Annotated in this window: 20 protein-coding genes and 3 tRNA genes; all 23 read right to left on the reverse strand. The window is 61.5% G+C overall.

The genetic code is table 11. From position 1 onward, the window contains the following. Window positions 1-133 precede the first annotated feature (133 nt). The gene (locus KGA81_RS19690; RefSeq protein ID WP_223547771.1) at window positions 134-1,105 is read right to left on the reverse strand and encodes an XdhC family protein; all 972 of its coding nucleotides are present in this window, start codon (window positions 1,103-1,105) and stop codon (window positions 134-136) included. 1 nt (window position 1,106) lies between these two features. Next, window positions 1,107-2,345 carry a cytochrome c gene (locus KGA81_RS19695; RefSeq protein ID WP_223547772.1) on the reverse strand — a complete coding sequence of 413 codons (1,239 nt, stop codon included), beginning with the start codon at window positions 2,343-2,345 and terminating at the stop codon, window positions 1,107-1,109. Between the two features lie 2 nt (window positions 2,346-2,347). Next, window positions 2,348-2,887: a (2Fe-2S)-binding protein gene (locus KGA81_RS19700; protein WP_223547773.1), complete on the reverse strand. Its 540-nt coding sequence runs from the start codon at window positions 2,885-2,887 to the stop codon at window positions 2,348-2,350. Next, window positions 2,880-5,711: a xanthine dehydrogenase family protein molybdopterin-binding subunit gene (locus KGA81_RS19705; RefSeq protein ID WP_223547774.1), complete on the reverse strand. Its 2,832-nt coding sequence runs from the start codon at window positions 5,709-5,711 to the stop codon at window positions 2,880-2,882. The genes KGA81_RS19700 and KGA81_RS19705 overlap by 8 nt, the downstream gene beginning before the upstream one ends. Before the next feature lie 457 nt (window positions 5,712-6,168). Continuing rightward, window positions 6,169-6,245, reverse strand: a tRNA-Asp gene (locus KGA81_RS19710). Between the two features lie 92 nt (window positions 6,246-6,337). After that, window positions 6,338-6,414, reverse strand: a tRNA-Asp gene (locus KGA81_RS19715). A gap of 53 nt (window positions 6,415-6,467) precedes the next feature. Continuing rightward, window positions 6,468-6,543 (reverse strand) — tRNA-Val (locus KGA81_RS19720). Between the two features lie 245 nt (window positions 6,544-6,788). Beyond that, on the reverse strand, window positions 6,789-7,565 hold the full coding sequence (locus KGA81_RS19725) for an SDR family oxidoreductase (protein ID WP_223547775.1): 777 nt from the start codon (window positions 7,563-7,565) through the stop codon (window positions 6,789-6,791). Further along, a complete protein-coding gene (locus tag KGA81_RS19730) occupies window positions 7,562-8,773 on the reverse strand; it encodes an O-succinylhomoserine sulfhydrylase (RefSeq protein ID WP_223547776.1) in 1,212 nt (403 codons plus the stop codon). Before KGA81_RS19730 ends, KGA81_RS19725 begins: the two co-directional genes overlap by 4 nt. 166 nt (window positions 8,774-8,939) lie before the next feature. Further along, entirely contained in the window at window positions 8,940-10,445 is a 1,506-nt protein-coding gene (gene purF / locus KGA81_RS19735; RefSeq protein ID WP_046026886.1) for an amidophosphoribosyltransferase, read from the reverse strand. Window positions 10,446-10,486: 41 nt separating this feature from the next. Next, complete coding sequence (locus KGA81_RS19740) at window positions 10,487-11,047, reverse strand: CvpA family protein (protein WP_223547777.1); 561 nt, start codon at window positions 11,045-11,047, stop codon at window positions 10,487-10,489. 99 nt (window positions 11,048-11,146) lie between these two features. Then, window positions 11,147-11,815, reverse strand: a complete 669-nt coding sequence (locus tag KGA81_RS19745) for an SPOR domain-containing protein (RefSeq protein ID WP_223547778.1) — start codon at window positions 11,813-11,815, stop codon at window positions 11,147-11,149. Then, a complete protein-coding gene (folC, locus tag KGA81_RS19750) occupies window positions 11,799-13,106 on the reverse strand; it encodes a bifunctional tetrahydrofolate synthase/dihydrofolate synthase (RefSeq protein WP_223547779.1) in 1,308 nt (435 codons plus the stop codon). The genes KGA81_RS19745 and folC overlap by 17 nt, the downstream gene beginning before the upstream one ends. After that, complete coding sequence (gene accD / locus KGA81_RS19755; RefSeq protein WP_223547780.1) at window positions 13,103-14,023, reverse strand: acetyl-CoA carboxylase, carboxyltransferase subunit beta; 921 nt, start codon at window positions 14,021-14,023, stop codon at window positions 13,103-13,105. Before accD ends, folC begins: the two co-directional genes overlap by 4 nt. A gap of 217 nt (window positions 14,024-14,240) precedes the next feature. Beyond that, window positions 14,241-14,867: a phosphoribosylanthranilate isomerase gene (locus KGA81_RS19760; RefSeq protein WP_223547781.1), complete on the reverse strand. Its 627-nt coding sequence runs from the start codon at window positions 14,865-14,867 to the stop codon at window positions 14,241-14,243. A 63-nt stretch (window positions 14,868-14,930) separates the two neighbouring features. After that, window positions 14,931-15,755, reverse strand: a complete 825-nt coding sequence (truA, locus tag KGA81_RS19765) for a tRNA pseudouridine(38-40) synthase TruA (protein ID WP_223547831.1) — start codon at window positions 15,753-15,755, stop codon at window positions 14,931-14,933. 280 nt (window positions 15,756-16,035) lie between these two features. After that, window positions 16,036-18,609, reverse strand: coding sequence for a FimV/HubP family polar landmark protein (locus tag KGA81_RS19770; protein WP_223547782.1), 2,574 nt, complete (start codon window positions 18,607-18,609; stop codon window positions 16,036-16,038). 206 nt (window positions 18,610-18,815) lie between these two features. Beyond that, entirely contained in the window at window positions 18,816-19,826 is a 1,011-nt protein-coding gene (locus tag KGA81_RS19775; RefSeq protein ID WP_223547783.1) for an aspartate-semialdehyde dehydrogenase, read from the reverse strand. A 238-nt stretch (window positions 19,827-20,064) separates the two neighbouring features. Next, entirely contained in the window at window positions 20,065-21,177 is a 1,113-nt protein-coding gene (asd, locus tag KGA81_RS19780) for an aspartate-semialdehyde dehydrogenase (protein WP_008075929.1), read from the reverse strand. Between the two features lie 66 nt (window positions 21,178-21,243). Further along, on the reverse strand, window positions 21,244-22,326 hold the full coding sequence (leuB, locus tag KGA81_RS19785) for a 3-isopropylmalate dehydrogenase (RefSeq protein WP_223547784.1): 1,083 nt from the start codon (window positions 22,324-22,326) through the stop codon (window positions 21,244-21,246). A 65-nt stretch (window positions 22,327-22,391) separates the two neighbouring features. Then, a complete protein-coding gene (locus KGA81_RS19790; RefSeq protein WP_223547785.1) occupies window positions 22,392-23,159 on the reverse strand; it encodes a class I SAM-dependent methyltransferase in 768 nt (255 codons plus the stop codon). Window positions 23,160-23,304: 145 nt separating this feature from the next. Then, complete coding sequence (gene leuD / locus KGA81_RS19795) at window positions 23,305-23,949, reverse strand: 3-isopropylmalate dehydratase small subunit (RefSeq protein WP_223547786.1); 645 nt, start codon at window positions 23,947-23,949, stop codon at window positions 23,305-23,307. A gap of 2 nt (window positions 23,950-23,951) precedes the next feature. Beyond that, entirely contained in the window at window positions 23,952-25,382 is a 1,431-nt protein-coding gene (gene leuC, locus KGA81_RS19800; protein WP_095943683.1) for a 3-isopropylmalate dehydratase large subunit, read from the reverse strand. Window positions 25,383-25,404 lie beyond the last annotated feature (22 nt).

The following is a 25,404-nucleotide window of genomic DNA, read 5'->3' on the forward strand; positions in this document are numbered from 1 at the left end:
CTCGCGATGGTCGTTAACGATAACGCGTATTTACTGGCTAAACGCGGCGCTCTTGAGTCCATCGCGAGCAAGCTCGCTCCTACATGGGAATGCGTTCGGCGCAGGAGCTGCCGCAGGCTGCGATCTTTTGATCTTAAAGACGATCCCGTGGGATACCGCTACGAATCCGCAGGATGTCCGCCAGCACCGCCAGCGCGATCTCTGCCGGCGTCTTGCTGCCCAGGTTCAAGCCGATCGGCGCATGAATGCGCGCCAACTCGATATCCCCCAGCCCACCAATACGTCGCAACCGCTCGAAGCGCTTTTGCGAGGTCTGCATCGAGCCCATCACGCCGATGTAAAACGCCTCGGTGCGAACAGCCTCCATCATCGCCAGGTCATCGATACGCGGATCGTGGGTCAACGCCACCACTGCCGTGTCGCTGTGACAGCCGCCGTCGGCGATGAACACCGACGGCAGTTGGCGACGAATCTCCACGTTTTCCAGCACGACGCCTTCCAGCACCTCGTCCCGCGGATCACACAGAATCACCTCGAACCCCAGCCCCACGGCAAACTCTGCACAGGCTTGAGCCACACTGGAATACCCGGCCAGCAGCAAACGCTGAGCCGCGCCGACGCGCACGCGCACCCGATCGATTTCACGCTCGATACGTACACCCTGCTCACGATCATCGAACAGACTGCGCGCACCGCTTTGCAGATCAACTTCACGGATCAACCGACGCCGGCCCGACAACGCCGACTCCAGCTCCCGCAGATGCGCCTGCACGTCACATTCGGCATCCAGCTTCTCGACCAGCACATCGAGCACCCCGCCACACGGCAGGCTGACGCGCGAGCGTGGGTCATCGCCTTCGCCGTAACGAACAGCGCTGACCTGCTGCACAAACGCGCCCTCGGCGACTCGCTCGAGAAAGTCTTCCTCGACACAGCCACCGGACAGCGAACCAATCCACTGCCCATCAGTGTTCACCGCCAGCAGCGAACCCGGTGCACGCGGTGCCGAGCCGTAAGTGGCCAGCACCGTACACAACCAGATGCGCTGACCGGCCGCCGACCACTCCAGCGCCCGGCGCACCACTTGCAGATCCAGATGCTGCATATCAGTGGGCCTTGTGCTCGAGCGGCGGCGCATCGGCCCGCAGCTTCTGCACGTCGTTCACCGCCAGATCATTCGGCTGACCGCCCCAACCCTGACGCAGGTAGTTCAACAGGTCCGTGAGTTGCTCGTCGCTCAACTTCCCGGCGAACCCCGGCATCGGTTGCATGTGTTCGAAACCGGAGAACTTCTGCTCACCAATACCGTCGTCGATCACCCGCACCAGGTTGCGCGGGTCTTCCAGGCGCAGCGTGGTGTTGCCACGCATGGCCACGGCGATGTGCGGCTTGCCCTCACCGCCCGACGCATGGCACCCGGCGCAGACATTCAAATATTCCTGACGGCCGCGCTGGGCGCTCGGGCTCAGCTTGTCCAACGGCACTTCGGTGAGCACTTTCGCCGCTGGCGGCTGATCGCCGAGCAGGAAGGTCGCCATGGCCGCCAGATCCGGATCGCTGAGGCCCTGGGTGCTGTTGTGGAACACCGGGAACATCTCGTTGAACATCGTGCCCTGGGCGCTCATGCCGTGCTTGAGGAACGAGCTCAGGTCCTGATGATTCCAGCCACGGGCCGCCAGGTCGGTGGCCAGCAGGCTCGGCGCCAGATAGCCATTGAGAATGCCGCCGGTCATGCGCTTGTCCTGCTGCATCGCGCCAGGCAAGCCACGCGGGGTGTGGCACTCGCCGCAATGACCCAACACGTCGACCATGTACTGGCCGCGCTTCCAGGCTTCGCTCTTGCCTTCAGCCGGTTCCAGCTTCACGTCCTTGCCGTACATCATGTTCCAGCCCATCAGGCCCAGGCGCACGTTGAACGGGAAGCTCAGGCTGGTGACCGGTGCGGCACGCTCGATCGGCTCGACGGTTTTCAGGTAGGCATGAATCGCGTCGGAATCTGCGCGCGGCATCAGGTGATAGGAGGTGTACGGCATCGCCGGATACAGGTTCGCCCCGTCGCGACGCTTGCCTGCGGTCAGCGCGGCGAAGAACTCGTCATCGCTGTACAGGCCGATGCCGTGCTCTTTGCTCGGGGTGATGTTGGTGCCGTAGATCGTGCCGAACGGCGACACGATCGGCAGGCCGCCCGCATAGGGCGCGCCACCCGGTGCGGTGTGGCACGCCATGCAGTCCGCGGCGCGGGCAAGGTACTCGCCTTGCTTGACCTGCGCATCATCGGCGTGAGCCGCCAGCACAGGCGCAGCGAGACCAACCGCCAGCGCCAGGCGGCTAAATAGAAGCTTCATGCTTAACCCTCCTTGACCAGGCCGAGATCGGTCAGCACGTTGCGCGTGGCGCTGTAGTAGCGCACGTATCCGGTGCAACGGCAGATGTGATGACCGAGGCTGTCCTCGATGACTTTTTCCAGCTGGCTTTTGACGATCGGCTGACGCTGCAGCTTTTCCACCAGCACGGTCGCGGCATTCACGAAGCCCGGCGCGCAATAGCTGCACTGGAAGGCGAACTCGTCGACGAAGCGCTGCTGGATCGGGTTCAACTCGGTGACCTTGCCCTGCTCGTCACGGGTCGCGTGGCCTTCGATGGTCCGAACCTTCTTGCCTTCGAAATAGTGTGCGCCGGTGATGCAGGAGCGCACTTCTTCGCTGGTGCCGTCGGGGTTGTCGACGATCACCACGCAGGCGTGGCAGATGCCCTGGCCGCAGCCCAGGCGCGAACCGGTGAGGTTCTTGTACTCGTGCAGGTAGTCGATCATTGGCAGGTCATCAGGGATGTCCACCGGGCCGACGGATTGACCGTTGAGGGTCAGTTGAAGCGGGCGGTTAGCCATTGAGGGCCTCCTTGATGCGTGCAGAAGTGATAGGCAGGTCGCGGACACGTTTACCGATGGCATGGGCCACGGCGTTGCCGATGGCGCCGACCACCGGGATCATCACCACTTCGGCGATGCCCTTGGACGGGTCGCTCGGCGACAGTGGCGGCAGGATGTCCGCCGTCTGTTTCCACACCGCGACGTGACGCGCCATCGGCAGGCGGTAACGGTTGAAGTTCCAGTCACCCTCCCCCGGCCCGCCTTCGTACAGCGGCATTTCTTCCATCAGCGCATGGCCGATGCCCATGGCGATACCGCCTTCGAGCTGGCCCCTGACCAGTTCTTCCACCAGCACCCGACCGCACTCGACCCACGAGTGGTGGTTGAGCACCGACACTTCGTTCGAACCCTTGTTGACCTTCACTTCCACCAGCGTCGCGACCGGGCTGTAGTAAGTCACCGCCGCGTTGTTCAACTGAGTTGCCGGGTAGGCTATGTTCTGCCGATCCAGCAGATGGAAACCGGCGCTGCTCATCTGCGCCTTCTTCGCCTTCGGTGCACCGTCGCCGTACTTCACGGCCAGGCCATCGAGCGGCAAACGCTCGCGCACACCGTCGATGCTGAACTCGGCCTCGGCCCAGCTCCAGCGGTTGAACCCGTGCACGGTGGCGCCGCTCACCAGGCCGCGCTCGTGAACGCGCTTGGCCAGCATGGCAAATGGCAGTGGCTCCATGCCGTTGGCGGTGAGCTTGCCGTCGACCCAATGGGCGTCTTCGCGGCGCACCACGTAAGGGTTGGCCTGGCCGCCGTAAGGGCCTTGGCGCCAGATCTCCAGCGCCGCCGGCCACAGGCCGTGGTTGAACAGCACGCGCGCCGCTTCACGAGTGGCGTGGCTGAAGTAGTACGCCGAGTTGGTGGCCGACGAAGCCGAAGCCACCTTGCCGACCCAGCGTGGATTGCGCAGGAAATTGTCCTGCTCGGCCTGGCTCATGATGTACGGATTGCCGCCACTGACCAGCTGCAACTCTTTCCATTGGGTTTCACCGGTCTTCACTTCGTGCGCCGGGAGACCGAGGAAATCGGCCACGACCATGGCCTGGGAGGTGGACATGCCGGTGCCGATTTCGATACCGATGTGGCGCAGGCTGATGCGCCCTTCGGCGGTGAATTCAATGCTGGCCATCGGCGCTTCGGAACCGGTGCCGAAGTCTTTCTGGCAGATGGCGAAACCGACGCCGTACCAGTTATCCGGGTCGGCAGCTTCGCGCTGTTTCTTGATCGCGTCGCGGTTTTTCCAGGTGTCGTGGACCGCCGCCTTGTCGAGAATCTCGTGCAGGCGCAAGGCACCGGCCGGGATCGCGCCCTGGGTGTTTTTCATGCCCGAGCGCAGGGCGTTCTTGCGGCGCAACTCAATGGCATCGATACCGAGGCGACCGGCGATTTCGTCGACCATCATCTCGGTCGCTGCCATGCTCTGCAGGGTGCCGTAGCCGCGCATCGACCCGGCTTCAACGGCGCGGGAATGATAGGCCGTGACCTGCAGATCGTTCTGCGGCATGTAGTAGATCGACTGTGCGGCCGTGGCGCCCACCGCCGCCACCGAAGGACTGTAGTTGATTCGCCCGCCACCATCGACGCTCATCTCGGAACGGAAAATCTTGAAGCTGTAGTCGTTCTTGTCCACCGCCAGTTGGTAGCGAATGTCGAACGGGTGGCGCTTGATGCCGCTCTGGAACTGCTCGTAGCGGTCGTTGGCCAGGCGTACCGGCACACCGGCGCCGTACAACGCGGCCAGCGCTGCGTAGTAAACGAAAATGTTGTGGTCTTTCGAGCCATAACCGACGGTATAACCGGGGTGCATGTTCAGGTTGGCCAGGCCGAAACGCGACGGCGCGATCATCTTCGCGGTCTCGGTCGCGGTCTCCAGCGGACACTGGGTCGCGACGACGAAATGCAGGGTCTTGGTCGCCGGGTCGTACCAGCCGTTGCCGTTGTCCGGCTCCAGGGCGGCCGGTTCGATCGACGGCGTCTTGTAGCGCTCGTCGAACACCAGCCAGTTATCCGGCGGCGTATCGATCTGCTGCTTCATGCGGTCGGCGTAGAACAGTCCGCGCTCGGTCAGGTTGCCGTGCAGGTTCGGCTGGGAGTCCCACACCGGACGCCGGTTTTTCAGCATCGGGAACAGGATCGAGTCCTTGAGGCTGGCGAACTCGTCTTCGTCGGCCGAGGTCGCGCCGCCGACGCGCACGTAGCGGAAGCTGCCGTAGGGATCGCCTTCGTAGAACGGTACCTGGGCACCGTAACGAATCGCCTTGTCATTGAACTTGAGTTGGTTCTTGGCCTGACGGAAGCGCTCGAAGTCGTTCCAGATCAGGATCGCCACCGGGTGCCCGATGAACATCGGCACCTTGCCGGCCGGCAACAGCGGATCCGGGGCGTGCTCCTCAGGGAACACGATACCGTCCTTGACCAGATCTTCGGCGGTGACGATGCGATCGGGCTGCAAATCGGCACCGAGCCATGACAGGTCAATGCCTGCAAAGATGTGGTCGGCCTTGATGGTTTTCAGCAGCATGGCGTGACCTTGTTGCTGCGGCCAGCCCGGCATGTCCTTGGCGCGGATGTCGCGGGCAAAGACTTTGCTGCCGCAGACCTTGGACAAGGCATCGTTACGGGCGCGCGCCTTGCCGTTGTTGCCAAGCCACTGCTCGGACGGCACGGTCACGCTGTTTTCCATCAGGGCGGCCAGCGCCTGGCTGCTCAATGGCGTGAGCGTCACGCTCACACCCGCTACCAGCCCGCCCTGAAGGAACGAGCGCCGGGATATATCACGGTTGGACATGGATCATCCTCTGGGCGGTCACGGGGTCCGCCCTTCTGGTTATGTACGGGGAATCTCGAGTCTTGCAGAAGCCCTTTTCGACAATGCAAAGGGCTGTTGTTGACAGTGCAAAGCTGACCGAAAGGTTAAGTTTATAGACTTATGCTCTTACGGCAAACAAGTGGATAAAAAAATTTGATGAAATATAGGGAGATTGGTGTTGTGCAGGAGCTGCCGAAGGCTCGGTCCGCGCTCGGGCGATCTTTTGATTTTGCTTTTGAAAAACAAGATCAAAAGATCGCAGCCTTCGGCAGCTCCTACAGGGGCAGGTTCGGAGAAATGGAGGGAGACAGGAGGGAAAAGCCAAATCGCAGACACAAAAAACCCCGGTCTTTCGACCAGGGTCTTTGCTATCGACTCGAAGTAACCAGTGGCTTCTTCGTAGCTCCAAGGCGTTCAGTGGGCCTCGGGGCAGATATGGCGCAGCGGACGGGACTCGAACCCGCGACCCCCGGCGTGACAGGCCGGTATTCTAACCGACTGAACTACCGCTGCGTATCGCTTTGGACTTTCATCCAAGTAACTCGTCTGATTGAAAACTCAGTAGCTTTTCAATCTCGAATCAAGCGTACCTGACTCGGAAAATATGGCGCAGCGGACGGGACTCGAACCCGCGACCCCCGGCGTGACAGGCCGGTATTCTAACCGACTGAACTACCGCTGCGCGTCGGTGGAGGCATTTCAGCCTACCTCTTGCTTTCGCAAGTATCTCGGGAGTGGTGGGTGATGACGGGATCGAACCGCCGACATTCTGCTTGTAAGGCAGACGCTCTCCCAGCTGAGCTAATCACCCGTTTGCATCTCCGAGGCCGCGAAATTTACGCAGGTAGCGAACCTAAGTCAATAGCAGGATTGAAGTTTTTCTGAAAAAGACAAAATCATTTCATTCCGGCCATTGTCGGCAAGCATCAGTCCGCCATCGCGAGCAAGCTCGCTCCCACAGTTAAAAGCATGCTCTCTCCCTCTGTGAGAGCGAGCTTGCTCGCGATGAGGGCAGCACATTCAACATCAAATGCTGAAAACCGCACCCCGCCCCCATCACTCGCTGTAAATCATCTTCTTGGTCATGCCGCCATCGACCACGAATTCCTGGCCGGTGACAAACCCGGCGTTCCTCGACAGCAGCCAGGCCACCATCGCCGCGACATCCTCGACCGTCCCTACCCTGCCCGCCGGATGCTGGGCATGATCGGCTTCGCTCAAGGGTTCGGCACGCCGCACCGAAGGATCGCGCGCGTCGATCCAGCCAGGGCTGACGGCATTGACCCGGATCTCCGGGCCAAGACTGATTGCAAGGGCATGGGTCAGGGCCAACAGACCGCCCTTGCTCGCCGCATAGGCCTCTGTGTCGGGTTCCGACTGCCCGGCGCGGGTCGAGGCCAGATTGACGATGGCACCGCTGTGAGCGCGCAGGTACGGCGCACAGTGCTTGGCCAGCAACATCGGCCCGCTGAGGTTCACCGCCAACACCCGATTCCAGTGAGACAGATCGAGGCTTTCCAGGGTGATGTTGTGCGGATCGGCAACCGCAGCATTGCAGACCAGCGCATCCAGGCGCCCGAACTGGCCGAGCACCTCGGCCACCCCCAGCGCGACCTGCCCTTCATTCGAGACATCCATGGCGATGAACCAGGCGTTGTCGCCCAGCACCTTCGCCACTTTCGAACCGCGCTGCCGGTCCAGGTCCGTCAGCACGACTTGCCAGCCTTCGCTGATCAGCCAGGCCGAGATCCCCAGGCCAATGCCCCGCGCAGCACCGGTCACCAGCGCTACGCGGCCATTCGAGCCAGTGGTCGGCACAGGCAACTCGATCACAACGCAGCCAGGCCGCGTGCCAGATCGGCCTGCAGGTCCGCCACGTCTTCCAGGCCGACCGCTACGCGAATCAGGCTGTCACGAATGCCCGCCGCTTCACGTTCCTGCGGCGCCAGGCGACCATGGGACGTGGTGCTCGGATGCGTGATGGTGGTCTTGCTGTCGCCCAGGTTGGCGGTGATCGAAATCAGGCGCGTGGCATCGATAAAGCGCCAGGCGCCCTCTTTGCCGCCCTTGACCTCAAAACTGACGACCGCACCGAACCCCTTCTGCTGGCGCAGCGCCAGTTCGTGCTGCGGATGGCTCTTGAGGCCCGCGTAATGGACTTTCTCGATGCCTTCCTGCTGCTCCAGCCACTCGGCCAGTTGCTGGGCGTTGGCGCAATGGGCCTTCATCCGCAGGTTCAGGGTTTCCAGGCCCTTGAGGAAAATCCAGGCGTTGAACGGGCTCAAGGTCGGCCCAGCGGTACGCAGGAAACCCACCACTTCCTTCATCTGCTCGCTGCGACCGGCGACCACGCCACCCATGCAACGACCCTGGCCATCGATGAACTTGGTGGCCGAGTGCACGACGATATCCGCGCCCAATTTCAGCGGCTGCTGCAAGGCCGGGGTGCAGAAGCAGTTGTCGACCACCAGCATCGCGCCTTTGGCGTGCGCGATTTTCGCCAGTTCGGCGATATCGACCAACTCGGCCAACGGGTTGGACGGTGATTCGACGAACAGCAATTTGGTGTTGGCCTTGATCGCCGCATCCCAACCGGACAAATCCGCCAGGGCCACGTAGTCGACTTCGATGCCGAAGCGCTTGAAGTACTTTTCGAACAGGCTGATGGTCGAGCCGAATACGCTGCGCGACACCAGCACGTGATCACCGGCGCTGCACAGGCTCATCACCACGGCCATGATGGCCGCCATGCCGGTGGCGGTGGCCACGGCCTGCTCGGCGCTTTCCAGCGCGGCGATGCGCTCTTCGAACGCGCGTACGGTCGGGTTGGTGTAGCGCGAATAAACGTTGCCCGGTACTTCACCAGCGAAGCGCGCAGCGGCGTCGGCGGCGGTACGGAACACATAGCTGGAGGTGAAGAACATCGGATCACCGTGTTCGCCTTCCGGCGTACGGTGCTGACCGGCGCGTACGGCCAGGGTATCGAACGCTACACCTTCGAGGTCGCTGTCCAGCCGACCGGCATCCCATTCCTGACTCATGCTGTCACTCCTTGCCTTATTCGATAGTAGGTACGAAACCGGCCTTGAGGAGAGACGCCTTTTGTAGGAGCTGGCTTGCCAGCGAAGGGGTCGCCACAATCAACATTATTGTTGCCTGTGATACCGTCTTCGCTGGCAAGCCAGCTCCTACAGGGCCGGTGTTAAATCAGTTGTTGTACAGATCGATGATCGCACTGACTGCCTGCGTCTTGACCTTGGAGGCATCGTTGCGTGCCTGCTCGATCTTGTTCAGGTAAGCCTCGTCGACGTCGCCGGTGACGTACTGGCCATCGAACACCGCACAGTCGAACTTGTCGATCTTGATCTTGCCGCCACCGACCGCTTCGATCAAGTCAGGCAAGTCCTGATAGATCAACCAGTCAGCGCCGATCAGGTCAGCCACGTCCTGGGTCGAACGGTTGTGGGCGATCAGTTCGTGGGCGCTCGGCATGTCGATACCGTAAACGTTCGGGTAGCGAACCGCTGGGGCCGCAGAGCAGAAGTAGACATTCTTGGCGCCAGCTTCGCGGGCCATCTGGATGATCTGCTTGCAAGTGGTACCGCGAACGATGGAGTCGTCCACCAGCATCACGTTCTTGCCGCGGAATTCCAGTTCGATGGCATTGAGCTTCTGGCGTACGGATTTTTTCCGCGCGGCCTGGCCCGGCATGATGAAGGTCCGGCCGATGTAGCGGTTCTTCACGAAGCCTTCGCGGAACTTCACGCCCAAATGGTTCGCCAGCTCCAGGGCCGCAGTGCGGCTGGTGTCCGGGATCGGGATGACCACGTCGATATCGTGTTCCGGACGCTCGCGCAGGATCTTCTCGGCCAGTTTCTCACCCATGCGCAGGCGGGCCTTGTAGACCGACACGCCGTCGATGATCGAGTCCGGACGCGCCAGGTACACATGTTCGAAAATGCACGGAGTCAACGACGGGTTGGTCGCGCACTGACGGGTGTGCAGCTTGCCGTCTTCAGTGATGTAGACCGCTTCGCCCGGTGCCAGGTCGCGAATCAGGGTGAAGCCGAGCACGTCCAGGGAAACGCTTTCCGAGGCGATCATGTACTCGACGCCTTCGTCGGTATGACGCTGGCCGAACACGATCGGACGGATGCCGTGCGGGTCGCGGAAACCGACGATGCCGTAGCCGGTCACCATCGCCACGACGGCGTAGCCACCGACACAACGGTTGTGCACGTCAGTCACGGCGGCGAACACGTCTTCTTCGGTCGGCTGCAACTTGCCGCGCTGGGCCAGTTCGTGCGCGAACACGTTGAGCAGCACTTCCGAATCGGAGTTGGTGTTGACGTGGCGCAGGTCAGATTCGTAAATCTCCTTGGCCAGTTGTTCAACGTTGGTCAGGTTACCGTTGTGCGCCAGGGTGATGCCATAAGGCGAGTTGACGTAAAACGGTTGAGCTTCGGCCGAGGTCGAGCTGCCCGCGGTCGGATAGCGCACATGGCCAATACCCATGTGACCGACCAGGCGCTGCATGTGACGCTGATGGAACACGTCACGCACCAGGCCGTTGTCCTTGCGCAGGAATAACCGGCCATCATGGCTGGTCACGATACCGGCAGCGTCCTGGCCGCGGTGCTGGAGCACGGTTAGCGCGTCATACAGCGCCTGATTGACGTTCGACTTACCGACGATACCGACGATGCCACACATGCGACGCAACCCCTACTTAATGGATCTGAACTGAACACAACTCACTGAGGCGTTTTGGCCATCGGCAAGAGGTGCTCCTTGAACGGTATATCAGCGGGTACGCTGATTCCGCTGGCAAGCCACTGACTGCTCCACCCGAGAATCAGGTTTTTGGACCAGTCGGCGACCAATAAAAACTTTGGCACGAGCTGTGATTCTAACCACCACCCGTCCTGCTGTACCGGCCCCAGGCTCAACAGCCCGACGGCAATGACCACCAGCAACCCGCCACGCGCGGCGCCGAAGGCCATGCCGAGGAATCGGTCGGTCCCGGAGAGCCCGGTGACGCGAACCAGTTCGCCGATAAGATAATTGATCATTGCGCCTACGATTAAAGTGGCGACAAACATGATGGCACAGCCCGTGATTATACGAGCCGATGGCGTTTGAATGTACCCGCCGAGGTATTCGGACAGTGAGCCACCGAACATCCAGGCAACGACTCCTGCGATGATCCAGGTCAGCAGCGACAATGCTTCTTTGACGAAGCCGCGGCTCAGACTGATCAATGCGGAGATGGCGACGATCGCGACGATCGCCCAGTCAACCCAGGTAAATGGCACAGTGCAGCCTACAGACGGATAAGGCGGCGCATTTTAGCAGAGCCCATGCTTATCGGTAAGCTGCTATTGCAAGAGCATTTCATATCGGGGCGATAGTTTTTAGCCACGTTCCGGTTGAAAGCGCACCACAAACCCCTTGAGATTCTGCTGGCGGTTCAACAGGTCACGCAGCCGGTCGGCTTCGGCGCGCTCGATCAGCGGCCCGACAAACACCCGGTTTTTGCCGTCGGCGGTACGTATATAGGCGTTGTAACCCTGGCTGCGCAGGGTTTTCTGAAGTTTTTCCGCGCTTTCACGACTCGACAGGCTGGCCAGTTGCACCGACCAGCTGACAGACAAGCCATTGGCGTCGACACGGCTTTGCGTGGTGTCCGGCTTGCCCGGTGCCGCCGTGATCGGCTGGGCAGGCGCTGTCGCAGGTTTGGCGGCCAGAGCCGGGACTGGCGCGGGTGCAGCCGGCTTGGCCGCGGGCGCCGGAGCCGCAGGCGCTGAAACTACCGGCGCAGCTGGCACCACCGATTCCTGCCGGGCGATTTCCTCATCGCTCGGCACGGGCTCCTGAGGCAAGGCTTGCGGCTCGGGCACCGCCACAGGTTCGACCTGTATCTGAGACATCGCAGGCGCCTGCGGAGCGGCGGGCGCTTCGACCTTCACCTGACGCTGTTCGTCCTGACGGGAAAACATCATCGGCAGAAAAATCACCGCCAGCGCGACCAACACCAGGGCGCCAACCATGCGCTGCTTGTATGCCTTATCCAGCAATGCCATTTGCCGCGTCCTCCGTGGAGCGCCGGGCCAGCCATTCAAGGGCCTCGGCGACACAATAAAATGATCCGAACAACAGGATTTCGTCGTTGCTCGTGGCCTGCGCGCACTGCCCTTCCAGGGCGGTCGCGACACTGTCGTATGACGTGACCGACGCACCAAGACCCTGCAGAGCGCTGTGCAAATCCGCAACCGGACGCGCCCGGGGCGAATCCAGAGGTGCAACGGCCCAGTGCTGGACACTAGCATTCAATTCGCCGACGACACCATCCAGATCCTTGTCCGCCAGCAGACCGAACACCGCCAGGCGCTTGCCGACCGGTGGGCGACTGGCCAGACGACGCGCCAGATACTCCGCCGCATGGGGGTTATGCCCCACATCCAGCAATAGATTCAAGCGTTTGCCTTGCCACTCGAACTCACGGCGATCCAGACGACCGACCACCTTCGTTGCCCGCAGCGCCTCGATAATCTGCGCATCCACCCAAGGCAAGCCGAGCAACAGGTACGCCTGCAGCGCCAGCGCAGCGTTTTCCATCGGCAGATCGAGCAGCGGCAGGTCGCGAAGCTCAACGGCGCGCCCTTGCGCATCGACACCGCGCCACTGCCAGTTGTGATCGGTCATACCGAGATCAAAATCGCGCCCACGCAGGAAAAACGGGCACTTGAGCTCGCGCGCCTTGTCCAGCAGAGGTTGTGGAGGATTCAGATCACCGCACAGCGCAGGCGCGCCCTGACGGAAAATACCGGCCTTCTCGAAGGCCACGGACTCTCGGGTATCCCCGAGGTAATCCGCATGATCGACGCCAATGCTGGTGACCAGCGCCATGTCGGCGTCCACCACGTTGACCGTATCCAGGCGGCCGCCCAGACCGACTTCCAGCACCACGGCATCGAGCCCTGAGCGCTGGAACAGCCAGAACGCCGCCAGGGTGCCCATTTCGAAGTAAGTCAGGGAAGTATCGCCGCGCCCGGCCTCTACCGCAGCAAAGGCCTCGCACAGTTGGGCGTCAGTGGCCTCGACACCATTGACCTGCACCCGCTCGTTGTAACGCAGCAGGTGCGGGGAGTTGTAAACCCCCACTTTCAAGCCCTGGGCCCGCAGCAAAGACGCCACGAACGCACAGGTGGAACCCTTGCCGTTGGTCCCGGTGACCGTAATCACCCGCGGCGCCGGCTTGCCCAATCCCATGCGGGACGCTACCTGCTGCGACCGCTCCAGGCCCATGTCGATGGCTGAAGGGTGCAACTGCTCGAGGTAGGCGAGCCATTCGCCGAGGGTACGTTGAGTCATAGGCTGGCGGGTGCCGGTGGAACCACGAGCGGCTCGATAGGTGCAGCCACGAACGTCGGCGTCGGCAGCCCCATCATTTGCGCCAGCAGGTTGCCCAGACGCGGACGCAGCTCCTGACGATCGATGATCATGTCGATGGCACCGTGCTCCAGCAGGAACTCGCTGCGCTGGAAGCCTTCCGGCAGTTTTTCACGCACGGTTTGCTCGATCACACGCGGACCGGCAAAACCGATCAACGCCTTCGGCTCACCGACAATCACATCGCCCAGCATCGCCAGACTGGCGGAAACGCCGCCGTAGACCGGATCGGTCAGCACGGAAATGAACGGGATGCCTTCTTCACGCAGACGCGCCAGCACCGCGGAGGTCTTGGCCATCTGCATCAGGGAAATCAGCGCTTCCTGCATCCGCGCACCGCCGGAAGCGGAGAAGCAGACCATCGGGCAACGTTTTTCCAGGGCGTAGTTGGCAGCGCGAACGAAACGCTCACCGACGATGGCGCCCATCGAACCGCCCATGAAGGAAAACTCGAACGCCGAAACCACGACCGGCATGCCCAGCAAGGTACCGCTCATGGAAATCAGCGCGTCTTTTTCGCCGGTCTGCTTTTGTGCAGCGCTCAGGCGGTCCTTGTATTTCTTGCCGTCGCGGAATTTCAGACGGTCAACCGGCTCCAGGTCTGCACCCAGCTCGGTACGACCTTCAACGTCGAGGAAAATGTCGATACGAGCGCGGGCGCCGATTCGCATGTGATGGTTGCACTTGGGGCAAACGTCCAGGGTCTTTTCTAACTCTGGACGATAAAGCACAGCCTCGCAAGACGGGCATTTGTGCCAAAGACCTTCAGGCACCGAGCTCTTCTTGACCTCGGAACGCATGATCGAAGGGATCAGTTTGTCTACTAACCAGTTGCTCATGCTTTCTTTCTCCAGTACCGGCGGCCCGAACGCTCTGGTTCGCGACCCCGTGTATGCCCTAGCGCTAAATTCATGTGTGCGGCGACGGTCGATGGACTGCCACGGTCAGCGCGAAACATGACCTGCGTGCAACCACAAACCCTCGGATCTGCCTGCCGTGAGCAGTGCATCCGCTTTGTACAGTGCAGTGGACGGCGGCAGTCTGCCAGCCGTCACATCAACAGGTGCTACCACGTACCGCTTTGATAAATGCCTGAATCCTTGCGTGATCCTTGATGCCCTTGCTCGCCTCTACCCCGCCGCTGACATCCACGGCGTAAGGTCGAACGCGTGCAATCGCTTCGGCGACGTTATCCGGCGTCAGACCGCCCGCCAGAATGATCGGCTTGCTCAAGCCCTGCGGTATCAGTGACCAGTCAAACGCTTCACCGGTTCCTCCGGGAACGCCTTCGACATAGGTATCGAGCAAGATGCCGCTGGCACTGGCATAGGCATCACAGGCCGCGGCGATGTCATCACCCGCCTTGACCCGCAGCGCCTTGATGTACGGGCGATGCCAACCCTCGCAATCCGCCGCGCTTTCATCGCCGTGAAACTGCAGCAGGTCCAGGGGCACCGCGTCGAGAATTTCACCCAGTTCGCAACGACTCGCATTGACGAACAAGCCCACGGTGGTTACGAACGGCGGCAGCGCCTTGATGATCGAGCGCGCCTGCTGGAACGTCACCGCACGGGGGCTTTTGGCGTAGAACACGAGTCCGATGGCATCCGCCCCGGCCTCGACGGCTGCCAACGCATCCTCTATGCGGGTAATCCCACAGATCTTGCTGCGAACGGCTGACATGTCGACACAACTCCAAGACAAATCCGGGAAAGTCCCGGATGGTAACAAAAGCATTCGAGGGCGTCAGCCGCCAAGTTCCGAGAAGCCGGTCAAGAAGTGTGGACCGATGTAACGCTCGGGCAATTGGAACTCGTCACGGTACTCGACCTGCACCAGATACAGCCCGAACGGATGCGCCGTCACGCCACCGGACCGCCGAATCCGACTCTCCAGCACCTCTTTCATCCACTCCACCGGACGCTCACCGGCGCCGATGGTCATCAGCACGCCGGCGATGTTGCGCACCATGTGATGCAGGAAGGCGCTGGCGCGAATATCCAGCACGATCATCTTGCCGTGACGGGTGACGCGCAGGTGATGCAGCTCCTTGATCGGTGACTTGGCCTGGCACTGGCCGGCGCGAAAAGCGCTGAAATCATGGGTGCCGAGCAGGTACCGGGCGGCCTCGGCCATACGCTCGACGTCCAGCGGACGGTGATTCCAGGTCACTTCTTCGTTCAGGTGTGCCGGGCGGATCTGGTCGTTGTAGATCACGTAGCGATAACGCCGGGCGATGGCCTTGAACCGCGCATGGAAATGCGCCGGCATGACCTTGGCCCAACTGACACTGACGTCATGGGGCAAGTTGATGTTGGCGCCCATGGTCCAGGCCTTCATCGAACGCTCGACCCGGGTGTCGAAATGCACCACCTGTCCGCAGGCATGCACCCCGGCGTCGGTACGCCCGGCGCACATCAGCGAAACGGGCGAGTCGGCGACTTTGGACAAGGCGTTTTCGAGGGTTTCCTGCACGGTGAGCACCCCGGACGCCTGGCGCTGCCAGCCGCGGTAGCGCGAGCCTTTGTATTCGACGCCCAGCGCGATGCGGAAAAAGCCGTCGGCTGCCATTTCGGCGGCCGGGTTATCTATATTTGCCAAGGTGGGACAGCCTGCTGATGTACCAAAGGCGGGCATTATAAGGCTGTGGGGCGGGGATGCCAGAGGGATATCCTTTGACCGTTCCGGCCTCTTCGCGGGCAAGCCCGCTCCTACAGGTGTTGTGGGCGGCATGAATCACTGTAGGAGCGGGCTTGCCCGCGAAGAGGCCCGTGCAAACAACATCAATTCATCAGCCAGACAAAAACGGCAGCCTCAATGGGCTGCCGCTTTTTTACAACCTGCCAATCACTCAAGCCAGGCGCGAAAGCATTTCCTCGGCTTCACTCTTCTGCTCGGCACTGCCTTCGCTCACCACCTCATTGAGGATGTCGCGAGCGCCGTCGCTGTCGCCCATGTCGATATAGGCCTGAGCCAGATCGAGCTTGGTGGCGGCTTCGTCAGTCCCCGAGAGGAAGTCGAAGTCATCATCGTCGCCCAGCGCGGCATCCGCTTCGGTGAAGGTCGGCTCGCCGATGCTGCCGGACAGGCTTTCCAACTCGGCGTTGACATCATCCAGTTCGGCCGCGAAGGCATCCGGCGCGTCCATTTCATCGGCCAGCGACAAGTCGAAATCGGCCGGCAATTCCAGATCATCCAGTGCGACCTCGGGAACAGCCGGGGTTTCGGCGACCGCAAAGTCCTTCACGCCTTCGTCCAGATCCAGCAGGAAATCGTCTTCAGCCGGTAGCGCCGGCAACGGCTCTGCACCGAGATCCAGGTCCAGGTCGAAGTCCGACAGATCATCGAGGTTTTCCTTGATTTCAGTCTGTTGCTGCAACACCGACTCAAAACTCAGATCGTCGTCCAGCGGGAATTCATCCAGATCTGCCAGCGCCGCCACTTCCGGCTCCGGTGCAGGTGCAGGCGCCACAGGTGTGATCGAGTCCAGATCATCCAGGCTCAGGTCGAAGGCGCTGTCGAGGTCATCCTCGAACGCCGCTGGTTCTGGCGCCGGGGCTTGCGGCTCATCGAGCAACAGATCCTTGACGTATTGCGCGTCCAGCTCGGCGGCAACGGCGGCTGCCGCGATGCCACCGGCAGCCACCAGCGCCATGGCCGGGAAGCGGCTTTTGAGTTTTTCAACCCTGGCGTAGTTGTCGCCATTGGCCACCAACTGACGCTCCTGGCCGACGAATGCATCGCGGTCGCCTTGCTGGCCGTAGACTTCCATCAGTTTCAAGCGCAAGTCGCTGCGCTGCGGCTCTCGCTTGACGCCGTCCTCCAGCAACGCGGCAGCCTGGTTCAGGCGGCCGGCATCGATGTGCGACTGAGCCTGGCTCAACACATCATCGGAACGCTCGGCAGCCGGCGCCACCAATGGCGCGGCGATCGGCGTGGTCATCACCACCGGGGCAACGACCGGCGCTGGCGCGGGAGCCGGCGTCGGTGCAGTCGCCAGTTTTACGCTCGGCGGCGGAACTTCGAGGCCTTCGAAGCTGCTTTCCGGCAAGTCGAAATCGGCCGAGAACGGCTGCTCTTCGGCCAGGGCACGGGCCATGCGCGAATGCTTCTCGGCTGCTTGCCGGGCTTTGCGACGGCGCGCCAGCAACAGCAGCAAGAGCAGCAGAACTACCGCACCGCCACCCGCCAGACCCAGCAGCGCCGGATTGGTCAGCAACTCGTTGAATTTCTGATCGTCGGACGTTGCTGGAACCGCCTCGGGCGGTGTGGCCACTGGCGCAGTTTCAGCCGGAGCAGGTGCCGTGGCCGGGCTGGCAGCCAGCTCGGCCGACATAGCCGGAGCCGTCGCAGCAGCCGGGGCGCCATTTGCGCCCTCAACCTGCAACTTGGCCAGTTGGTTGTTCTTCAGCTCGATCAGGCGCTGCAGCTTGTCCACCTGGCTTTGCAGGTCGGCCATGCGGCTTTTCAATTCGGCATTATCACGACGACTGGTGTCGAGACTTTCCTGAGTCACCGCCAGCTTGTTGCTCAGAGCCCTGGCATCGCCGGCAGGCCCTTTGCCACGGTTCTTGCCAGACTCGGCAGACACCAGGCTCAGCTTGTCGGTGGCCGCTTGAGCCGGAGCACCATCGGTGCGGGCGCGATGAGTGGCGTCGAGCTGTTGCTGCCCTGCCCCGGGGTTCGCCACATAACGACGACCCTGACGCCAGGCTTTGTTTTGCGCGGCCACTTCGGCAATGGCCTTGGGCTGCGGCAGGTCGGTGCTCTGCCCCTGGTCCGGCAGGCGCAGCACCTGGCCGGTTTTCAAGCGGTTGATGTTACCGTCAATGAAGGCGTCCGGGTTCAGCGCCTGGATGGCGAGCATGGTTTGCTGGATCGAACCGCCATTACGCGCTCTCGCGGCGATTTCCCACAGGGTATCGCGCGGCGTGGTGGTGTATTGGGACGCCTTGGTCGCCCCCGTGACGGGCGCGGCAACCGTGGACGCTGGTTGCGCAGCCGCTTCAGCGGTTTGCGGCGAGAATTTCGATGGATCGAGCAACACACTGTAGTCGCGCAGCAAACGACCGTTCGGCCACATGACCTGAACCAGGAACTTCACCATGGGTTCGGAGAGTGGCTTGCTGGAGGTCACGCGCAGGATGCTTTTGCCGCTGGCGTTGAGCACCGGGGTGAAGGTCAAGTCGTTCAGAAACGCCTGGCGGTCGACACCGGCCTTGGCGAAATCGTCTGGTGAGGCCAGGCTCGGCACCACTTCGGCAGCGGTGAGATCCTTGATGTCGAGCAGCTCGATTTCCGCAACCAGCGGCTGGTTGAGCGTCGATTTCAGGGTCAACTCCCCGAGCCCCAGGGCATGCGCCATACCGGAGGACAGCGCCGAGGCGGCCGCTATTGCTAACACCAGTTTGCGAACTTGAACCATTAGCTCATCCTTAGTTTGAACATTCCTCGGCCAGCGAGAAGGTATTGATAGTCGCTGCCGTAAGGCATTGCGCGCAACGGCGAGGGTCGTCGCGCGCGGTCATTTCATTGATGCCCCGCAAAGCCCTGCAGAGTGGCTCTGCCTTCAGCGCTCCGGCAAGCATAGGCTCGCCCGGAATCACTCGACAAATTGTTGCAAAGTATCTTTTACACCAAGTCTTTAAGCAACAACTCGGCCAGTTGCACAGCGTTGAGCGCAGCGCCTTTGCGTACGTTATCTGACGTCAGCCACAGATTAAGTTCCGACGGGTCGTCGATACCCTGGCGAACCCGACCGACGTAAACCACATCCTGCCCTACCGCATCGCCCACCGGGGTCGGGTAATCACCGGCTTCCACCAGCTCGATGCCGGGTGCGTCTTCCAGGGCCGCATTGATTTTCGCCAGATCGATTTCACTCGCGGACTGCAGGGTCACGCTATAGCTATCGCCAAAAAACACCGGGGCTTGAATGCAAGTGACGGAAATCTTCAATGACGGCCGCGCCATGACTTGGCGCAGCTCACGTACCAGGCGTTTTTCCAGCAACGTATGACCGTGCTCATCCGGTTTGCCGACCTGGGCCAACAGGTTGAAGGCCATCTGCCGATCAAAGAATTTCGGCTCCAGCGGCCGCACATTCAGCAGCTCAGCGGTCTGCCGCGCCAGCTCGCTCACGGCTTCGCGGCCCTGGGCCGATACCGCCAGGCTGGCGGTCAGGCTGATGCGCTGCAAATCGAGCAAATCCATCAGCGGCGCGAGCACCACCGCCAGCGTGGTGGCCGACGGACTTGGACTGCTGACCTGAAACGGTTTTTTCAAGCCGGCCAACACCTGAGCATTGGCCTCAGGCACGACCTGCGGCGCCTTTTCGGCCGGCAAGGCACCGGAGAGATCGATCACCGAGCATCCGGCATCGGTCGCGCGGGAAGCAAAACTCAACGAAACCGCCGGGCCGGCGGCAAAGAATGCCAACTGCACCTTGCTGAAGTCGAACTCATCGACTTCCCGCACCCGCACGTTCTTGCCGCGAAACGGTACGGAACTGCCGGCCGATTCGCTGCTGGCCAACAGATGAAGGTTGTCGATCGGGAAATCGCGCTCTTCGAGAATCTGCACGAGCGTTTCGCCGACAGTACCGGTGGCGCCGATCACGGCAATATCAATGGACTGGCTCATGGGTTTTACCTCTGGCGAAACGGGGGGAGCGGCACTTTACCGGGTGGGTGGCATGCAGGCAATTCTGTGGTGCCTGACCTGCCCCTATCGCGAGCAAGCTCGCTCCCACAGGGGGTGATGGTGTACACAAATCTGTGGGAGCGAGCTTGCTCGCGATGAGGCCGGCACTGACGACGCTAATTGCATAAAAAAACCCGCACCTCCTTCAAGGCACGGGTTCTTTCATTGCATCAACCGATCAACGCTCGAGCAGGATCCGCAGCATGCGGCGCAGCGGCTCGGCCGCGCCCCACAGCAACTGGTCGCCAACGGTGAACGCGCCGACGAACTGCGAACCCATGTTCAGCTTGCGCAGACGGCCAACCGGCACGTTCAGGGTGCCGGTGACTTTCGTCGGGCTCAGCTCCTGCATGCTGATTTCGCGGTTGTTCGGCACCAGCTTGACCCAAGGGTTGTGCTGGCTGATCAGCCCTTCGATGTCGGCGATCGGCACGTCTTTGTTCAGCTTGATGGTCAGCGCCTGGCTGTGGCAGCGCATGGCGCCGATGCGCACGCAGATGCCGTCCACCGGGATCGGGCTCTTGAAGCGACCGAGGATCTTGTTGGTCTCGGCCTGGGCCTTCCACTCTTCGCGGCTCTGGCCGTTCGGCAGTTCCTTGTCGATCCACGGGATCAGGCTGCCGGCCAGCGGTACACCGAAGTTTTCGGTCGGGTACGCGTCGCTGCGCATGGCTTCGGCAACACGACGGTCGATGTCGAGGATCGCGCTGGCCGGGTCGGCCAGTTGATCGGCGACAGCAGCGTGGGTCACACCCATTTGCTTGATCAGTTCCCGCATGTGCTGCGCGCCGCCACCGGAGGCCGCCTGATAGGTCATGGCGCTCATCCACTCCACCAGACCGGCTTCGAACAGGCCACCCAGGCCCATCAGCATCAAGCTGACGGTGCAGTTGCCGCCGATGTAGTTCTTGGTGCCCGCGTCCAGCTGCTGGTCGATCACCTTGCGGTTGACCGGGTCCAGAACGATCACCGCGTCATCCTGCATGCGCAGGCTGGAAGCGGCGTCGATCCAGTAACCCTGCCAGCCGGCTTCGCGCAGCTTGGGGAAAACTTCGCTGGTGTAGTCGCCACCCTGGCAGGTCAGAATCACGTCGAGGGTCTTCAGCTCTTCAATGCTGTAAGCGTCCTTGAGCGGAGCAATGTCCTTGCCCACGGACGGGCCTTGGCCACCGACATTGGAAGTGGTGAAAAACACCGGCTCGATAAGATCGAAATCCTGCTCTTCCAGCATCCGCTGCATGAGCACGGAACCGACCATACCGCGCCAACCGATCAGACCTACACGTTTCATCGCAACTACACCTTCTTGAAATGTGGACCGCTGCCTAGTCTTGTATTTGGCAGCGGGCCCGAGAGATTACAGATTCCGCAGCGCGGCGACTACTGCGTCACCCATTTGCTGCGTACCGACTTTAGTGCAACCGGCCGACCAGATGTCGCCCGTGCGCAAACCCTGATCCAGCACCAGGCTCACGGCTTTCTCGATGGCATCGGCCGCGGCCTGCTGGTTGAAACTGTAACGCAGCATCATCGACACCGACAAAATGGTCGCCAGCGGGTTGGCAATGCCCTTGCCCGCGATGTCCGGCGCCGAACCGTGGCACGGCTCGTACATGCCTTTGTTGTTGGTGTCCAGGGACGCCGACGGCAGCATGCCGATGGAACCGGTGAGCATCGAGGCCTGGTCGGACAGGATATCGCCGAACATGTTGTCGGTGACGATCACGTCGAACTGCTTCGGTGCGCGCACCAGCTGCATGGCGGCGTTGTCGACGTACATGTGGCTCAGTTCGACTTCAGGATAATCCTTGGCCACTTGCTCGACCACTTCACGCCACAGCTGGCTGGAGGCCAGTACGTTGGCCTTGTCCACCGAGCACAGCTTCTTGCCACGGACCATGGCCATGTCGAAGCCGACACGGGCGATGCGACGGATTTCGCTTTCGCTGTACGGCAGGGTGTCGTAGGACTGACGCTCGCCGTTTTCCAGGGTACGTGTGCCGCGTGGCGCGCCGAAGTAGATGCCGCCGGTCAGTTCGCGAACGATCAGGATGTCCAGCCCGGAAACGATTTCCGGCTTCAGGCTGGAAGCCTCGGCCAGTTGCGGGTACAGGATCGCCGGACGCAGGTTGCCGAACAGGCCCAGTTGCGCACGGATTTTCAACAGCCCGCGCTCAGGACGGATGTCACGTTCGATGGCATCCCATTTCGGGCCGCCAACGGCCCCCAGCAATACGGCGTCGGCCGCGCGGGCACGCTCCAGGGTTTCGTCGGCCAGAGGCACGCCATGCTTGTCGATGGCCGCGCCGCCGATCACATCAAAGCCCAGTTCGAAGCCCAAAGCGAACTTGTCACTGGCCAACTCCAGCACCTTGACCGCTTCGGCCATGATTTCCGGGCCAATACCGTCACCTGGGAGAATCAGAATCTGCTTGCTCATGCTTTCCTCATGTCATCAGTCGGTGCGCCCTGGGGCGCTCCCGGAAAAAGTCTATCGCTCAACGCCTATCGTTCAGCCATCAGTACCAGTACATCGGTACTGAACGAACCATCGGCCTCAATCTCGAAATATTCGCGTACTTCATTGCCCATTGACTGCTGCAACGCACGGATCGCCGCGCGCATCACTTCTGGTGTGCGCATGCGCTCGACCCAGCTGTTGTACTCCAGACGCAGGCGCTGACGGGTGGTACTGCGGGTGTGCAGCCCCGCCTCGCTGACCTGGCGCAACCACTCGCCGGCGGAATAATCGCGCACATGGCTGGTGTCGCGCAGCACTTCGACGCTTTGCAGGTAGGTGTCGAACAGCGGGCTACCCGGTGACAATACGTCGACGAACGCCGCCACACCACCCGGTTTCAGGACCCGACGCACCTCCCGCAGGGCCGCGCCCAGATCGCTCCAATGGTGCGCCGAATAACGGCTGAAGACGAAATCGAATTCGCCATCGGCGAACGGCAGGCGCTCGGCGGCACCGTTGACCGTGGACACGTTGCTCAAACCACGATCGACAGCGGCAGCGGTCACCACGTCGAGCATCTGCTGCGACAGGTCGTAGGCCACCACTTCTTTCACCAATGAGGCTACGTGAAAACTCACGTGACCGGCGCCGCAACCCAGGTCCAGAACTTTCGCATCGCCCTGCCCCGCCAGTTCAGCCTGTAGCAGCGCGAATTCAGTGCCTTGAGCGTGGACGGCGCTGCTCAGGTAGGCCGAGGCCTGTTCACCGAATTGCTTCTGGACTACCTGGGTGTGCTGGGCGGTGCTGGTCATGGGGACTTCCTTTTGGGGGGTTAGTCTTGGGGTGTCTGTTCTGGCCTCATCGCGAGCAAGCTCGCTCCCACAGGTTTTGTGAACGCCGCAAATCCAATGTGGGAGCGAGCTTGCTCGCGATGGCGTCATTACGCCTTACGCAAAATCAGGCGTCGCGAAACAACCACGGCTGACTCGCCCGGTGTTTGGCTTCAAACGCGGCAATTGCCTCATGGTCCTGCAAGGTCAGGCCGATATCGTCCAGGCCGTTGAGCAGGCAATGCTTGCGGAAGGCATCGATTTCGAAGCTCAGCACCTTGCCGTCAGGGCGGGTCACGGTCTGGGCTTGCAGATCGACCTGCAACTGATAGCCAGGATTGGCCTCGACCTGCTGGAACAGTTCATCGACTTCGGCATCGCTCAGGATGATCGGCAGCAAGCCATTCTTGAAGCTGTTGTTGAAGAAGATGTCGGCATAACTCGGCGCGATGATGCTGCGGAAACCGTACTCTTCCAGCGCCCACGGCGCGTGCTCGCGGCTGGAACCGCAACCGAAGTTCTCCCGGGCCAACAGTACGCTGGCGCCCTGGTAACGTTCGGCATTGAGCACGAAGTCCTTGTTCAGCGGACGCCTGGAGTTGTCCTGATACGGCTGGCCCACATCCAGGTAACGCCATTCATCGAACAGGTTCGGGCCAAAACCCGTGCGCTTGATCGACTTCAGAAATTGCTTCGGGATGATCTGGTCGGTGTCGACGTTGGCACGATCCAAAGGCGCGACAAGTCCGGTATGTTGGGTAAATGCTCTCATGCTTACTGCGCTCCCTGGATCAATTCACGGACGTCGATGAAACGACCGTTCACCGCGGCGGCCGCGGCCATGGCCGGGCTGACGAGGTGAGTACGGCCACCGGCGCCCTGACGGCCTTCGAAGTTGCGGTTGGAGGTCGAGGCGCAATGCTCGCCACTTTCCAAACGGTCCGGGTTCATCGCCAGGCACATCGAGCAACCCGGCTCACGCCATTCGAAACCGGCTTCGAGGAAAATCTTGTCCAGGCCTTCCGATTCGGCCTGGGCTTTGACCAGACCCGAGCCCGGCACCACGATAGCCTGCTTGATGGTCGAGGCCACTTTGCGGCCCTTGGCGATCACGGCCGCCGCACGCAGGTCTTCGATCCGCGAGTTGGTGCAGGAGCCGATGAACACGCGGTCGAGCTGAATGTCGGTGATCGCCTGGTTGGCGGTCAAGCCCATGTATTTCAAGGCGCGGACGATGGAGTCGCGCTTGACCAGGTCCATTTCCTTCGCAGGATCCGGCACGTTCTGATCAACAGCCAACACCATTTCCGGCGAGGTGCCCCAGCTGACTTGCGGCTTGATGTCGGCTGCGTCGAGTTCGACAACGGTGTCGAAGACGGCGTCGGCATCGGACACCAGGTCTTTCCAGGCTTCGACGGCCAAATCCCACTCCGCGCCTTTCGGAGCGAATGGACGGCCCTTCACGTAGGCCACGGTTTTTTCGTCAGCCGCCACCAGGCCTACGCGAGCGCCGGCCTCGATGGACATGTTGCAGATGGTCATGCGGCCTTCAACAGACAGGTCGCGAATCGCGCTGCCGGCGAACTCGATGGCATGGCCGTTACCGCCAGCGGTGCCGATCTTGCCGATCACGGCAAGCACGATGTCCTTGGCGGTCACGCCGAACGGCAATTGGCCTTCGACCCGTACCAGCATGTTTTTCATTTTCTTGGCGACCAGGCACTGGGTGGCGAGCACATGCTCGACCTCGGACGTACCGATACCGTGCGCCAACGCGCCGAATGCGCCGTGGGTCGAGGTGTGGGAGTCGCCGCAGACCACGGTCATGCCCGGCAAGGTTGCGCCCTGCTCCGGGCCGATGACGTGGACGATGCCCTGGCGAACGTCGTTCATCTTGAACTCGACGATGCCGTATTCATCGCAGTTGTCATCGAGGGTCTGCACTTGCAGACGCGAGACCTGGTCAACGATGGCGTCGATGCCGCCCTTGCGCTCCGGTGTAGTCGGTACGTTGTGGTCCGGGGTCGCGATATTGGCATCGATGCGCCATGGCTTGCGCCCGGCCAGACGCAGGCCTTCGAAGGCTTGCGGCGAGGTCACTTCGTGGATGATGTGACGATCGATATAGATCAGCGCAGAGCCATCGTCGCGCTGCTTGACCAAATGCGAATCCCAGAGCTTGTCGTAGAGCGTTTTGCCGGCCATCAGACGGTTTCCTCATCAGCTT

The organism is Pseudomonas sp. A-B-19, from assembly GCF_019947515.1.
In the GTDB taxonomy this organism is placed as follows: domain Bacteria; phylum Pseudomonadota; class Gammaproteobacteria; order Pseudomonadales; family Pseudomonadaceae; genus Aquipseudomonas.

Bases quoted from the DNA above. Each gene is read 5' to 3' on its own strand.
- KGA81_RS19770 (WP_223547782.1), bottom strand. From the start codon at position 18,609: ATGGTTCAAGTTCGCAAACTGGTGTTAGCAATAGCGGCCGCCTCGGCG.
- KGA81_RS19700 (WP_223547773.1), bottom strand. From the start codon at position 2,887: ATGGCTAACCGCCCGCTTCAACTGACCCTCAACGGTCAATCCGTCGGC.
- folC (WP_223547779.1), bottom strand. From the start codon at position 13,106: ATGACTCAACGTACCCTCGGCGAATGGCTCGCCTACCTCGAGCAGTTG.
- asd (WP_008075929.1), bottom strand. From the start codon at position 21,177: ATGAAACGTGTAGGTCTGATCGGTTGGCGCGGTATGGTCGGTTCCGTG.
- KGA81_RS19745 (WP_223547778.1), bottom strand. From the start codon at position 11,815: ATGGCATTGCTGGATAAGGCATACAAGCAGCGCATGGTTGGCGCCCTG.
- leuC (WP_095943683.1), bottom strand. From the start codon at position 25,382: ATGGCCGGCAAAACGCTCTACGACAAGCTCTGGGATTCGCATTTGGTC.
- purF (WP_046026886.1), bottom strand. From the start codon at position 10,445: ATGTGTGGCATCGTCGGTATCGTCGGTAAGTCGAACGTCAATCAGGCG.
- KGA81_RS19705 (WP_223547774.1), bottom strand. From the start codon at position 5,711: ATGTCCAACCGTGATATATCCCGGCGCTCGTTCCTTCAGGGCGGGCTG.
- leuB (WP_223547784.1), bottom strand. From the start codon at position 22,326: ATGAGCAAGCAGATTCTGATTCTCCCAGGTGACGGTATTGGCCCGGAA.
- accD (WP_223547780.1), bottom strand. From the start codon at position 14,023: ATGAGCAACTGGTTAGTAGACAAACTGATCCCTTCGATCATGCGTTCC.
- leuD (WP_223547786.1), bottom strand. From the start codon at position 23,949: ATGAGAGCATTTACCCAACATACCGGACTTGTCGCGCCTTTGGATCGT.
- truA (WP_223547831.1), bottom strand. From the start codon at position 15,755: ATGGCAGCCGACGGCTTTTTCCGCATCGCGCTGGGCGTCGAATACAAA.
- KGA81_RS19730 (WP_223547776.1), bottom strand. From the start codon at position 8,773: ATGAGTCAGGAATGGGATGCCGGTCGGCTGGACAGCGACCTCGAAGGT.
- KGA81_RS19775 (WP_223547783.1), bottom strand. From the start codon at position 19,826: ATGAGCCAGTCCATTGATATTGCCGTGATCGGCGCCACCGGTACTGTC.
- KGA81_RS19790 (WP_223547785.1), bottom strand. From the start codon at position 23,159: ATGACCAGCACCGCCCAGCACACCCAGGTAGTCCAGAAGCAATTCGGT.
- KGA81_RS19760 (WP_223547781.1), bottom strand. From the start codon at position 14,867: ATGTCAGCCGTTCGCAGCAAGATCTGTGGGATTACCCGCATAGAGGAT.
- KGA81_RS19695 (WP_223547772.1), bottom strand. From the start codon at position 2,345: ATGAAGCTTCTATTTAGCCGCCTGGCGCTGGCGGTTGGTCTCGCTGCG.
- KGA81_RS19690 (WP_223547771.1), bottom strand. From the start codon at position 1,105: ATGCAGCATCTGGATCTGCAAGTGGTGCGCCGGGCGCTGGAGTGGTCG.